Raw genomic sequence first — 14,458 nt, 5'->3', positions numbered from 1 at the left:
CCTTATCCTTAAAAAAGTCTAACTTGTATTTAATTTTTTGTCATCACAAATTTACGCAAACTAATTAATTTTCAAAAGTTTTTAATGTTTCCTACAAATACAAATAAGATTATTTATAAACATTCTATTGTAATGATAATTAGCTAATAATTTTAAAGAATAAAACCTACTTTACTCAAATTGATTATTTTTTAATGCTTAAAATATCATTTTAGAAAATAAACTCTTTAATTAATAAAAAAACGACATTTCAACCTATTGTCAAAATGTCGTTTTCAATCTCTGTGATTATTATTTTCTTATTTTTTCAGCCAATTATTGCGAAATTTACAATTGCGAAAATCACCCTGAATATTGATATAAGCGTCTTTTATCTTAACAGACACCCATTTTTCTACTTCTTCAGCTTGCTTTTTGTTCAAAGCCATATTCTTAACCTTAGTATAATCTTCTACAAAGTCAATTTTGTGCTCAGGAAACTTCTTATTTACAGTTACAATACGGAAATTCTTTCCTCTTGTTTGCATATCTGTTTTTGTAGCAATAGGAGAAACCTCTCCTTCTTTTAATCCAGATACTAAGAAATATAACTCTCTATCATCCATATTATTCAACTCAAAACGTGGGTCCATTGTCATTGGGTCTTTCATAATTCCCCCATTTTGTCTTGTTTCTTTTTCATCAGAAGACGCTGCTGCTGCTTCTGCAAAAGTGATCTCCTTATTGATAATTTTCTCTCTAATTCCCTCTAATTTTTTCTTAGCTTCAGCTACTGCCTCATCCGTTGGTTTAGGAATTAACAAAATATGGCGCAAGTCCACATATTGTCCTCTAATTTTTTCAACCTGAATAATGTGATAACCATACTCTGTTTCAAATGGCTCAGAAATATCTCCTTCTGCCGTACTGAAAGCAACATCTTTAAACTCTTTTACGAAAGGTGTTTTCTTTGTAATAGAATAGAATCCTCCATTTGGCGCAGATCCAGGGTCATCTGTAAACAATACAGCTTTACTAAAAAAGCTTGCCCCATTTTCAAGAACGTCTTTTTTCATCTCTTTCAAACGGTCAATCACCAATTGTTTTTGCTCTTTTGAAATAACAGGTTTAATAACAATCTCAGCCAATTCAACCTCATCACCTACCATTGGCAATTCGTCTTTTGGAATTTCGTTAAAGAACGAACGTACTTCTTCAGGAGTAATTGTAACCTTAGACACAATGTGCTGTTGCATATTTTGTGTCAATTTGTTTTGCTTTACAATATCAAAAAAGTACTCGCGGAATTCCTCTTCATTCTTTTTGTTGTAAAACTTCAATATTTTATCCATTGAACCTACCTCTTCAACCATTCGGTTTACCTGGTCAGTCATAAAACTCGTAATCTCAGCATCCGTAACCTCTAAACTGTCTTGTACTGCTTGGTGCGCAAAAAGTTTGTCCTCTAATAATTTTTCGAACAAGTCACATCTCGACAAATCTCCAACAGGAATGCGCTGTGCTTTTAACTCAATCAACGTTTTGTCAATTTCAGACTCCAAAATAACATAATCTCCTACTACTCCCACTACACCATCAATCTTTCTTCCTGGCTTAGTCTGCGCTTGTGCGAAACCTACAAAAGACAACGACAGCCCTAAAGCCATTATCATCTTCTTATTAAAAAACTTCATATCTCTTATTGTTTTTAGCATCCTTTAAAATATCTTCTTCAAATTGTTTTAATAACTCCATTTTACGATCGTTTATTACCATCAATCGCAATGATTTTTTCATAAAGTCATACGGTATCACTTTTCCTCTACCTATAACTGATTTTACTTTCACAAAATAAGTACTATTTTCTCCGTCTTCCTCAAAAAAATAGTTGTTTTTTAAATAACTATCCCTATTTCCTCGCTCTATAAACGGTAATTTCTCATAAATTTGTTTTACATCTACCCATATCGAATCGTTCAAAGCATAAGATTTCATATGTAATGACATATCTTCTAACTTGGTCAAATCTTCTTTTTTAGACGATGTAAAGTACTTTTTAATAGTCTTAAAATTGCTATTGTCATTCATTACATTAACGTAAGACAACTTTACCAGCATATCATCAATCAAAAAATTCTGCTTATACTTATTATAGTACGCTTCCAAATCTTTTTCTTTGACTACGGTATCAATTTGCTGTTGCACTAACTTTTCTAAATACGCTTTAATCAGCAAATCGCTTTTAAACTGAGCTACCAATTTATCAATTTCCTCTACTTTATCATCTGATAAGTTAAACTCTGCCGCATCTAATAACAGTCGCTTACTTGCCCACTTATCAATAAATCGAGTTACAATTGCTAAACTATCTTTTTGTGTTGCCCCTAACGGAACAATGCTATTTAATTCCTCTTTTTGTAAGTAATTGTTGTTTACCCTTGCCACAGCATTCTTCTTATCTCCAGCATCCCCATTGTTTCCACAAGAAGTCAAAACTGTACAACTCGCCAGTAAAATCAAACAATAGCTTAGAATATTACGGTTTTTCATACCAATACATTTTGACTTTTATCAAACTAATTTTCAAAAATACTTATTTAAAGTTAGTTCTTAGCAATCTTTCTTTTATTAATCACCTATTTACAACAAAAGGTTTCTAAAAAAGAACAGCCGTAACACAATAATACAACTACTCTTACAAAACAGAACTATATCTTAACTCTATATTGGCAATATAATTGTCTTGCTGTTAGAAAAAGTTTCTATTCGCTTTTCTCGACGCTATTCCTCATAAAAAAGGGGACAAATTCAAACTAATTGTACCTGAATAATAAAAGTAAGCTTTAAAAATAAGCATAAAATAACCTACTTAACAAGTCAAGACACCGCTATAACACAAAAAACAGCTTTTTTTTATACAAATAATAAGTACTTTTGTAGCCTAAAATTTTTAATAATGAGTTTTTTAAAAGAAATTGATCGTAGACGTACATTTGGTGTTATTGCTCACCCGGATGCTGGTAAAACTACACTTACAGAAAAGTTACTTCTTTTTGGTGGAGCTATTCAAGAAGCTGGGGCTGTAAAAAACAACAAAATTAAAAAAGGAGCTACTTCCGATTTTATGGAAATTGAGCGTCAACGTGGTATCTCTGTTGCTACATCTGTACTTGCGTTCAATTATAAAGACAAAAAAATCAATATTTTAGATACACCTGGACACAAGGACTTCGCTGAAGATACGTTTAGAACACTAACTGCTGTAGATAGTGTTATCGTAGTAATCGACGTTGCAAAAGGGGTTGAGGAACAAACAGAAAAATTAGTTGAAGTTTGTAGAATGCGTAATATTCCAATGATTGTATTCATCAACAAATTAGACCGTGAAGGTCGTGATGCATTCGAATTAATGGATGAAGTTGAGCAAAAACTACAATTAAGAGTTACTCCTTTGAGTTTCCCTATTGGAATGGGATACGACTTTAAAGGTATCTATAATATCTGGGAAAAAAACATCAACTTATTCAGTGAGGATAGTAGAAAAAACATTGATGAAACAATTAGTATTTCTGACTTAGAATCTCCTGAATTAGATAAAATAGTTGGAGCTAAAGCTGCTGATACGCTACGTGAAGAGTTAGAAATCATTGAAGGTATCTATCCTGCTTTTGACAGAGACGAATATGTAAGAGGTGAATTACAACCGGTATTCTTCGGTTCTGCTTTAAACAACTTTGGGGTACGTGAGTTATTGGATTGTTTTATTCAAATCGCACCATCTCCAAGAGCAAAAGAATCTGACACAAGAGTTGTAGAACCAACAGAGAAAACATTTGCTGGATTTGTATTTAAAATTCACGCGAATATGGACCCTAAACACCGTGACCGTTTAGCGTTTATCAAAATCGTTTCTGGTACTTTTGAACGTAATACGCCTTACCTACACGTAAGACAAGGTAAGAAATTGAAGTTCTCAAGTCCAAATGCATTCTTTGCAGAGAAGAAAGAAATTGTTGATATTTCTTATGCTGGAGATATTGTTGGTTTACACGATACAGGTAACTTCAAAATTGGAGATACACTGACAGAAGGTGAGTTAATGAATTTCAAAGGAATTCCTAACTTCTCTCCTGAGCACTTCCGTTACATCAACAATGCTGATCCGATGAAATCTAAGCAATTAGAAAAAGGTATCGACCAGTTAATGGATGAAGGGGTAGCACAGTTGTTTACACTTGAAATGAACGGCCGTAAAGTAATTGGTACGGTTGGTGCATTACAATATGAGGTTATCCAATACCGTTTAGAACACGAATATGGTGCTAAATGTACGTATGAAAACTTCCCTGCTCATAAAGCTTGTTGGGTACGTCCTGACGATCCGAAGAACGAGGAGTTTAAAGAGTTCAAACGTATCAAACAGAAATTCCTTGCGATTGATAAATCAGGGCAATTGGTATTCTTAGCGGATAGTGAATTCTCTATTCAAATGACACAAAGTAAATTCCCTTCAGTAAAATTAAGATTTACATCTGAAGAGATTAAATAATACGTTTTTTATAAAACAACAAAACGCTTGGGTATAATACTCAAGCGTTTTTTTGTTTACACTTTCCATATTTTTCTTTCCTCTTAAAATAGCAAACACAACAATATGTTTCTTTTCAATTCTCATAAAAGAGCAAGCTATTCTGAGGTATTGCTATTTCTCTTAAAAACGAAGTACCAATAATCGTTTTTAATAACTACCTTGTCAGTCTTTTACAAGCTATTCAGTTATCTGAAATACAATGTAGGCTCTGCTACAAGCAACACTGTATTTCAATATTTAAAACACGTGAAATGAAATTTATTATGATTAAAAACATCAAAACTCCACTCTTATTTTTACTATTAGTTTTTCCAATTCTTATTTACGGACAAAAAGTAAGCAATAACAATCAAGTTAAAAAGATTCCTATATCGCTTGATAATTTAAAAACCTACTTTGAATACTTTAACGATGCTAATCATTCTAATTATCCATTAATTCCCGCTTTAAAAAAAACGACTGTAGATTCAATTGTTCAAAAAGAACGAGGTATGACCATACACTTATCTGAATACAAACAATACGAAGCTGCCCAAATTGTTACCAATAGAAAAAAATATAATAAAGCCATTCAAGAGAAAAGAAATTCGGCAGATATATTAATCTTGACGCAAGCTGAGTTAAAAGCTGAAATGTCCAATCATCCTATAAAACCGTACCTCGACGATAGCTTTTACAAAAACGGACTACTGCAATGGAGTATTGAAATTGAAGCACTTGACGAAAATAATTCACAGTTAACTTTTATTTTCGATTCTCTGAAAGAAGCACATAGAAAAGAATTTCTAAAAAAGTATATATCAGAAATAAAAGACAGCAATTATAACTTTACAGCACAAGAAATCTATATTCTTGAAACCTTTAAGAAACTCATCTTAAAGTATATAACAGCAGCAGACGAAACAGTCGCTTTTAATGCTATTCCTATGCGCTAGTCATTTGTTACCTTTTTCAAAAAAATCCCCTTCAGTAAAATAAATATTTATAGCTGAAGAAATTAAATAATACATTTTTTATAAAACAACAAAACGCTTGGGTATAATATTCAAGCGTTTTGTTGTTTATACTTTTTAAACAAAATTGCTTCAAACCCTTATAACCACTGGCCTTAACCTGTATTCGTTACTATCTCAAACGGCATTAAGTCGGAATTACCTCGGAATTAAGTCGTAATTCGTTCGCGAAAAAGGCCTTTAGGTGAGGTAATTACGACTTATTTACGGCTTATTTGCGACTAAATGTCATTTAAAACCATCTCAATCCCTTTATATATAAGGGTTCAGAGAGGATTGAGTACAAAAGTGGGACATAGTTTATAGTGCAGATGATGTCATTTGATAGCAAATGATGTCAAAATAACCGCTTTGCCAATTTCTTTGTTAGGGCTATTCTACTTTTGCATTAGATATAACAGACATTTGTTCTGCTTATCACCCTCATACAAGCTTGCTAAGTTCTTTGATATCCTTGTAAAACAGCAATATCCGTTTATTATAACTCAACTGTGGTTTTAATCATAGTCGTACCATGTTCGACACTGACACCACACAAGTTCGAGAGATGTTCGGAAAACACCCCCTGTTTCCGAGCGAATGTGGGCGTTGTGTGGTACTAGTGTGGTACATGGTGCAATTAAAACTCCTGTAAGCCCCGTGTTTACTGTGATACAGAAAACAGCATTTGTACACTAAACAACTATATTTAAGTGGAAAACAACAAGTATTTTGTTGTCATAAAGGCGAGAGCACAAAAGTTAATATAAGCCTATCCCTTGTTTTTAGTTTATTCACATAGCACTGCTACTTGCTATTGTTATTAATTACAACAAGCAAGTATAGGCATAAAAAAAAGCCGCACATAAAATGTACGGCTTTCGATATCTTAAAATGAGTGATTTAATTAAAATCTCTTCATTTGTTCTTTCATCATTTTGATTTGATCTTTTAGCATTCCTTGCTTGTCTAATTTTTGAGCTTCACCCAATAATTTTTGAGCCTCAAGCTTTCTGCGTTTAGTCATTGCAATACCTGCTAACTGTAATTTAGCCATTGCTAAATCTTGATCCATATTCAATCCTAACTCTACTGCTTTCTTCATATATTTTTCAGAAGCATTTAAGTTAGTTTGAGATGTCATAATTCCCATTAAATAGTTATAGTAACCATTCTGTTTGCGAACTAAAGCTGTTTCAGGATTCTTAATTTTATTCAACCATTTTTGAGCTCCGTCAAAGTCTTGTTTTCTCAATTTTAAGAAAGCTAACAGGATAAACTCATTTTTGTAGTAAAGCAATATTACGATTGCCATTAAAAGCAATAAGAAAATTCCATTTCCAATTCCTCCTTCTACAAATTGCCAAATCGCTGTTGCAAACAATAGCCCAGCTATACCTAATTTAATATATCTATGAAACATCTATGTAAATTAACGTTTGTTATAAAGAAAGCAAAGTTAGTAAAAACTTAGCATTATAAAAATAAACCGTAGCAAATAACTACTCCAAATTAAGAATATAATCCGCGTCTATCGCTGTAAAATCGCGCACTATATAATTTGCTCCCGTATAATCTTGTTGCTTTGAATTAGCACTCTTATATCCGATCACTCGAATACCCGCTGCATTAGCTGCTTTGATTCCGTTTGTACTATCCTCAATCACAATACATTCGTCTTTTGCATTGTGTTTAGCCAACGAAGCCGCTTTTAAGAAAATAGCAGGATCGGGTTTAGACTTAGGCAAGTCTTCTCCACTTACGATATGTGTAAAATAAGGATATAGGTTAAAGCGTTTAAATACGCGATCTATCGTACTTTTAGAAGCAGAAGACCCCACAACTAATTCTACACCTTTTTGATAAAGCCCTTCAATCAAATCTCTCACCCCGTCAATTAGCTCCAAATCAGGTTTTGTATCAAAAGCATCGTTAAACAAAGCTCGCTTGCGAAGCACCATTTCCTGTACGTCTCCCTCTACTCCATACAACTCTTTAATGCGCTCATACGTATTCTTAGTTGAGTGTCCTGTAAAAGAATTGTAAACGTGTTCAGAAATTTCAATTCCCAATTCTGCAAAGTGACTGTGGTATGCATAACGGTGCACCGGTTCTGTGTCCACAATAACACCGTCCATATCAAAGATTACTGTCTTTACCATTTTTTCCCACAAAAATAACAGCTTTCGTTCAATAAACCGATATAAATACATATTTTTACCTCTTACCAAAAAAACGAACTAAACTAAAGCAATACAAATTGACTGACGAAAACGAATTAGTTGAAAGACTAAAAAATAGCGTTACCAAACACGAAGCTTTTCGCGAGTTGATGTCTCTCTATCAAGAGCGACTGTATTTGCATATTCGTACGTTAGTTCTTAATCACGACGATACAGATGATGTGCTTCAAGAAACATTTATCAAAATATTTCAAAATATAGATAAGTTTAAAGGCGACAGTAAACTATTTTCTTGGATGTATCGGATTGCGACAAATCAAGCACTGGATTTTTTGAAACAGCGCAAGAATAAAATGAAGGTTAATTCAGAAGAACTAAACGACTTTTTAATAGAACAATTAGAAGCCGATAGCTTGTTTGACGGAGATGAAGCTGAAATACTCTTACAAAAGGCCATAGCCACCTTGCCAGAAAAACAACAATTGGTGTTTAAGATGAAGTATTTTCAGGAGCTCGACTATCAAACAATATCAGAAATTGTAGATACCAGTGTCGGAGCTTTAAAAGCATCTTATCACCACGCAGTCAAGAAAATAGAAAATTTTATTAATAGCAATTAAACCTTTAGACATTTATATCGTCTAAAGAAAAAGGAGTAATATGAAACAGTTACAAAATACAGATGCTAAAAAGGTTTTTAAAGTGCCAGAGGACTACTTTAAGAATTTAGAACAACGTGTTTTTGATCAGTTGGAAAATGCACCTAAAGAGTCAAAAGTAATTCCTCTAAAACGCAATAGATTTATATGGGTAGCTGCTGCATCCGTAGTGGCATTGCTTGCTTTGACATTAACTTTTAAATTTGAAAAATCTACTAAGATTGAAAAAGAATCTTTAGAAAATTACTTAGAATATAACCAATCATATTCTCTTTCTAATGATATCATCAATGCTTTAGATGAAGACGATATTCAAGAAATTGAAAACTCAATAAACATTAACCAAACTCAAATTGACCATTATGTTTTATCACATATTGACATTGAGTATTACTTAAATGAATAATAATATGAAAAAAATAATTCCTTTTCTACTTATCCTTTTCGTTTGTCATTCTTCATTTGCACAAGATAAACACGAACAAATTAGATCGCTAAAAATAGCACACCTTACAACACAGTTAAATCTAAGTGATAAAGAAGCTGAGAAGTTTTGGCCTGTTTATACTGCTTACGACAAAAAGATGGGTGAATTAAGACATAATGAAATTGTAAAATACATCAAAGGAAGTAGTATTGAAGACCTAAATCAAATCAGTGAAAGCGATGCTTCTAAGCGCTTAAAAGAATTAGTAGAGTTTGAAAACTCGTATTTCTCTACTCGTAAAAAGTTTATCGATGATGCTAAAAAGATCATTGGAGATAAAAAAATCTTGATTTTAAAGAAAGCAGAAGATGATTTTAACAAAAAGCTCTTAAAAAAATACAAAGAGAAGAAATAAAGATAAAATAACATTCTATAGTTAAACATATAGCCTACAAAGACGTATATTTGTAGGCTATTTTATTATATTATATTAATGAGACTACACAGAAACCTTGTATTTACAGTAATCGACTCTATTTTAGCAATTTTCAACGACGGAGAGTATGCCGATAAAATGGTGGCGAGAGCCTTAAAAAAGGACAAACGTTGGGGAAGCGCGGATCGTAAATTCGTTGCTGAAACTATTTATGAAATCACGAGATGGAAAAGATTATATGCTGAAATTGCAGAAGTAAAAGAACCTTATACCAGAGATGACGCTTGGCGTATTTTTGCAGTATGGGCTGTTTTAAGAGGTTATACACTTCCTGATTGGAAATATTTTGAAAACACTCCTGTTCGTAGAATCAAAGGTAGATTTGATGAGCTTACTAAAATAAGAAAATTCAAAGAGTCTATTCCTGATTGGATTGACGAACTTGGATTACAAGAACTTGGAAAAGAAGTTTGGGAGAAAGAAATCGCTGCTCAAAACCAACAAGCAAGCGTTATTTTACGTGTGAATACGTTAAAAACGACACGTGAGAAGTTACACGCAATCTTGTTTGACTTAGATATTGAAACTATTATGCCTGAGGAATATCCTGATGCTTTAGTTTTAAAAGAAAGAGCTAATGTTTTTATGACAGACGCTTTTAAAGAAGGATTGTTTGAAGTACAAGATGCTTCTTCTCAACTTGTGGCGCGTTTACTTGACGTGAAACCAGGTATGAGAGTTGTTGATACTTGTGCTGGTGCTGGTGGTAAAACATTGCACATTGCTGCTTTAATGGAAAACAAAGGGCAGATTATTGCTATGGATATCTACGAAAGCAAACAAAAACAATTGAAATTACGTGCTAAACGTAATGGGGCATTCAACATTGAATACCGCATCATTGAGGGAACAAAAACAATTAAAAAATTACACGAAAAAGCAGACCGTGTTTTAATTGATGCTCCTTGTAGTGGTTTAGGTGTTTTAAAGAGAAACCCTGATAGCAAATGGAAATTAAGACCTGAATTTGTTGAAGAAATTAAAGCTGTTCAACAACAAGTATTACAGGACTACTCTAAGATATTAAAACCAGGTGGTAAAATGGTTTACGCTACTTGTTCAATCTTGCCTTCTGAAAACGAAAAGCAAATTGAGAAATTCTTAAACAGTGAAGCTGGTCAAGACTTTACTTTCATTGAAGATAGAAAAGTATTGTCGCACGAGTCTGGATTTGACGGATTCTATATGGCTTTATTGGAAAGAAAAAACAAGTAATTTTTTTTCATAGAAATACTTACAAAACATAATACACTACACTTACCTAATGAAAAAAAACACATTACTTGTTTTAATTGCAGGTTTTATGCTATCTGTTTTAGGATGTACAAAAGATCCTATTATTACAGAGCCTACTAATACGAAAGTAGAAAAACCTAAACCAACAAATCCAGGTGAAAATAAACCAGGAGATAATGGTGGTAAACCAACAGATCCTTCAAAACCAAGTGGGGATGCAGGTGTTGATACCAACAAACCAAATACGGTAGCTGATTTCAACAATTTTGAAAGCTTTAAAAATTCGCTTAATACATTCAAACTTCAACCTTATGCAACTTTAGCTGCGGGGCAAGGCAAAGATGGTAAGAATGCTTTAAGCATTAAAGGAGCTACTACTAAAAATGATTATGTATTTACAACTGAAAACCAGACTGTAAACGCAAATGCTAAAACAATCACTTTCTTCCTTAAAGGAACAGCTAATCAATCGCTTTCTTTTAATGTGTATAAAGCGGATGGTTCTTATAATGTTTTCAATTTAAGAACGGATGCAGAGATTAATAGTAAAACAGATATTATTTTATCTAAGGATATCGTTTTAAAGAAAACTGCTATCACAATGAATGATAGTAATACAGCATTTGCTAACAACTATGTAGGGGTTAATATTAATGCTACAAATTGGATTAAAGTTACTTTAGATTTAACTGGTGTTGATTACAACAAAAGTGGTAAAGGATCTGTGTTTGCTTTTAAAGTTGGTAAAAACGGAAACTACAATTTATTGATTGATAGTATTGTTTTTGACAATAACCAACCGACAACGCCAACTGAACCTACAGAGCCAGAACAACCTACTACACCAAATAAACCAGGTGAATTTAATATTCCAAGTGATCAGGCTAATTACTATAAGGGAGTTGATTTCAAGAAAACAGGAATAGCGCTAAAAGAAGAGTTAGCTAAGCTTGTGAGTAGTACACATACTAAAACATTGTCTTATGGTGACATTTGGGAAGCTTCTAAAGCAACTGATTTGACACCTGCTGGAAATGAAGTGTATTTATTGTATGGACATAAAGGGACTACTACGGGTTCAAAAGCTTACACAAGAGGTAAGCAATCTAATGGAGGTGGTCAAGGACAATGGAATAGAGAGCATACGTATGCTAAATCGTTAGGTACGCCTAATTTAGGTGAATCTGGTCCAGGTGCTGATGGACACCACTTACGTCCTGCTGATGTTAATTGGAACTCAACAAGAGGAAACTTGAAATTTGCAAAAGGTTCAGGATTTTCTGGTCCTGTATCTGGTGGATGGTATCCTGGTGATGAATGGAGAGGTGATGTAGCACGTATGATGATGTATATGTATGTTAGATACAACAACAGATGTTTACCTACAGGAGTTGCCGTTGGTTCTACTACTAAAGAGGATAATAATATGGTTGCTATCTTATTAGAATGGAATGCAGCTGATCCAGTATCAGAAATTGAAAGAAACAGAAATAAATACCACGCAAATACTGCTAACCAGTATGCGCAAGGGAATAGAAACCCATTTATTGACAATCCGTACTTAGCTACTCAAATTTGGGGAGGTCCGGAAGCTAAAAACCTTTGGAAATAGATAACATAAATTTTCATATAATTTAAAACTACTCTACTTTGGAGTAGTTTTTTTTGTCGTAACTTTAATACTATGTAATTAATAGTCAATATTATAAAATAAAATTATATGAAAAATAAATTATTCCTCTTATTAGGGGTTTCCTTACTGGCATTAAATGCTTGTACCAAAGACCCAATTATAACGGAGCCTGATTTAACACCGGTTGAAAAACCGTCTAAACCTACTCCACCTACTACTGATCCAACTGATCCGGGAACAACTGATCCTGTGAAGCCAGGTGATTTTTCAAATATACCTGAAGCACAAAAGGCTTACTACGCAGGTGTGGACTTTACAAAAAAAGGAACTGCTCTTAAAGCTGACTTAACTGATAAGATTACAAAAACACACACTAAAAAAATAACATATAAACAAGTATGGGATGCTGTTAAGGCTGCAGATTACGTTCCTGTTACAACAGGAAACCCTACTGAAGTATATTTAGTTTATGGTCATAAGGAAAAAGGAAGCTCTGCCGAAATGCAAGCTTATACAAGAGCTATAAGCAAACAAGCATCAGGTGGAAGCAGTAATGACACTTGGAATAGAGAACACGTTTATACACAAGATGCAGGTGGTTTTAACACCAATCCTCCTGGTCCTGGAACTGATGCACATAACATTAGACCTGCAGATACAAATTGGAATGGAAAAAGGGATAATCTAAAATTTGCACCAGGTAATGGTTATTCAGGTCCTGTTACTGGTGGATGGTATCCTGGCGATGAATGGAAAGGTGATGTAGCGCGTATGATGATGTATATGTATGTTCGTTATGGAGAGCAATGTTTACCTTCTAAAATTGGAGTGGGTTCTACAACCAGTACTCCAGATGGTATGATTGACCTATTCTTGAAATGGAATGCTGAAGTGCCTGTTTCTGAAAGAGAAAAAACAAGAAACGAATATCTTGGTAATGCTAATAATCCGGCTGGACAAGGGAATAGAAACCCATTTATTGACAATCCGTACTTAGCTACTCAAATTTGGGGAGGTCCGGAAGCTGAAAACCGTTGGAAATAAATAAAATTACTTTTTTATACACAAAGAGCTACTTCATAAAGTAGCTCTTTTTTTTATCTTAATTTAAGCTGTACCTTAGCGGAAATTGACACAAATCAAACATTCACACAAACACACTTTAATAAATCACATAAACATTAAATCACTCTAATATGAAGAAAAGATCATTACTCTTTTTACTTGGACTTTCATTAATTACTTTCAGTTGTACGAAAGATCCAATTGTAACAGAACCAGATTTAACTCCGGTTGAAAAACCAACTAATCCTAATGAACCAGGTGAACCGGGTAAGCCTGAGGAACCAGAAGTACCTGTTACACCAAATATGGGTGATTACCTTATTCCTGCTGAATATAAAGACTATTATAAAGGAATGGACTTTACGCAAGAAGGAATGGCGTTAAAAAAACAATTAGCTAAGTTAGTTACTAATACCCACAACTCTCTTTCTTATACCCCAGGTATATGGGACGCATCAGAGATTACAGATGAAGATCCAGATAATCCTGACAACGTACTTCAGATTTACGGATGGGCAGATAAAGATGCCAAACAAATACACGAGAAACGTTCTGTACCTAAGATTGATAAAAACAATGGTAATTCTTCAAAACCTGTAACTCAATTATGGGAAAGAGAACACGTATTTGCTCAATCATTAGCAGTTGATAATTCAAAAAAACAACTAGCATTAGAAGCTAACGGACGTTCTCCAATTCCTCCAACTAATATCGAAGCAATTGCAGGACACGATGCCCATAACCTAAGACCTATCAATAGATCTCGTAATAGCTCAAGAGGAAACAGAAAATTTGTTGATGGAAAAGGTAATTCACATACTATTGGAAAAGAATACTGGTACCCTGGTGATGAATGGAAAGGTGATGTAGCGCGTATGATGATGTATATGCATATCAGATATGAAAATGAAAACGGTGGTGGCTATACAAAAGCAACTAAAGTTGGAATGCCTTTAAATGATAAAACAGGTATCTTATCTGATGAGATGATTGACTTGTTCTTAAAATGGAATGCAGAAGATCCTGTATCTCCTTTTGAACAAAAAAGAAATACATACCACGGTAATAAATCAAATCCAGGAGCGCAAGGGAATAGAAACCCATTTATTGACAACCCTGAGTTGGCTAACCGCATTTGGGGTATGAAAGAATATCCAGGAGTTAATAAATGGAAATAATCTTTTCCAATCCATAATA

General features: G+C 33.7%; 13 protein-coding genes. 9 read left to right on the top strand and 4 right to left on the bottom strand.

Annotated features, from left to right (window positions below; translation table 11 throughout):
- Window positions 1-299: 299 nt before the first annotated feature.
- Window positions 300-1,673, bottom strand: a complete 1,374-nt coding sequence (locus tag BLT46_RS05060; protein WP_090407364.1) for a peptidylprolyl isomerase — start codon at window positions 1,671-1,673, stop codon at window positions 300-302.
- Window positions 1,660-2,529, bottom strand: coding sequence for a hypothetical protein (locus BLT46_RS05055; RefSeq protein ID WP_090407186.1), 870 nt, complete (start codon window positions 2,527-2,529; stop codon window positions 1,660-1,662). Before BLT46_RS05055 ends, BLT46_RS05060 begins: the two co-directional genes overlap by 14 nt.
- Before the next feature lie 406 nt (window positions 2,530-2,935).
- Between BLT46_RS05055 and BLT46_RS05050 the strand changes: the two genes are divergently transcribed.
- Entirely contained in the window at window positions 2,936-4,528 is a 1,593-nt protein-coding gene (locus BLT46_RS05050) for a peptide chain release factor 3 (RefSeq protein ID WP_090407184.1), read from the top strand.
- A 293-nt stretch (window positions 4,529-4,821) separates the two neighbouring features.
- On the top strand, window positions 4,822-5,505 hold the full coding sequence (locus BLT46_RS05045; protein WP_143021863.1) for a hypothetical protein: 684 nt from the start codon (window positions 4,822-4,824) through the stop codon (window positions 5,503-5,505).
- Between the two features lie 964 nt (window positions 5,506-6,469).
- Here the strand turns inward: BLT46_RS05045 and BLT46_RS05040 are convergent.
- A complete protein-coding gene (locus tag BLT46_RS05040; protein ID WP_090407178.1) occupies window positions 6,470-6,985 on the bottom strand; it encodes a hypothetical protein in 516 nt (171 codons plus the stop codon).
- 79 nt (window positions 6,986-7,064) lie between these two features.
- The gene (locus BLT46_RS05035; protein WP_090407174.1) at window positions 7,065-7,724 is read right to left on the bottom strand and encodes an HAD family hydrolase; all 660 of its coding nucleotides are present in this window, start codon (window positions 7,722-7,724) and stop codon (window positions 7,065-7,067) included.
- A 98-nt stretch (window positions 7,725-7,822) separates the two neighbouring features.
- Here BLT46_RS05035 and BLT46_RS05030 point away from each other — a divergent pair, with 98 nt between their 5' ends.
- From BLT46_RS05030 to BLT46_RS05000, 7 genes are all read left to right on the top strand, one after another.
- Entirely contained in the window at window positions 7,823-8,365 is a 543-nt protein-coding gene (locus BLT46_RS05030; protein ID WP_090407171.1) for an RNA polymerase sigma factor, read from the top strand.
- A gap of 40 nt (window positions 8,366-8,405) precedes the next feature.
- Entirely contained in the window at window positions 8,406-8,810 is a 405-nt protein-coding gene (locus BLT46_RS05025; protein ID WP_090407169.1) for a hypothetical protein, read from the top strand.
- Window positions 8,811-8,814: 4 nt separating this feature from the next.
- Window positions 8,815-9,246, top strand: a complete 432-nt coding sequence (locus BLT46_RS05020) for a hypothetical protein (RefSeq protein ID WP_090407361.1) — start codon at window positions 8,815-8,817, stop codon at window positions 9,244-9,246.
- Between the two features lie 78 nt (window positions 9,247-9,324).
- A complete protein-coding gene (locus BLT46_RS05015) occupies window positions 9,325-10,542 on the top strand; it encodes an RsmB/NOP family class I SAM-dependent RNA methyltransferase (RefSeq protein ID WP_090407166.1) in 1,218 nt (405 codons plus the stop codon).
- A 49-nt stretch (window positions 10,543-10,591) separates the two neighbouring features.
- Window positions 10,592-12,175: an endonuclease I family protein gene (locus tag BLT46_RS13235; protein ID WP_245722946.1), complete on the top strand. Its 1,584-nt coding sequence runs from the start codon at window positions 10,592-10,594 to the stop codon at window positions 12,173-12,175.
- 108 nt (window positions 12,176-12,283) lie between these two features.
- Window positions 12,284-13,240 (top strand): endonuclease I family protein, encoded by a 957-nt coding sequence (locus BLT46_RS05005; protein WP_090407163.1) that lies wholly within the window; start codon window positions 12,284-12,286, stop codon window positions 13,238-13,240.
- Between the two features lie 152 nt (window positions 13,241-13,392).
- A complete protein-coding gene (locus tag BLT46_RS05000; protein ID WP_090407161.1) occupies window positions 13,393-14,439 on the top strand; it encodes an endonuclease I family protein in 1,047 nt (348 codons plus the stop codon).
- Window positions 14,440-14,458: the final 19 nt, after the last annotated feature.

This window comes from Myroides phaeus (assembly GCF_900099675.1).
In the GTDB taxonomy this organism is placed as follows: Bacteria; Bacteroidota; Bacteroidia; order Flavobacteriales; family Flavobacteriaceae; genus Flavobacterium; species Flavobacterium phaeum.
Note: the sequence above shows the minus strand (reverse complement) of the source record. Positions and strands in the feature narration are given on the sequence as shown.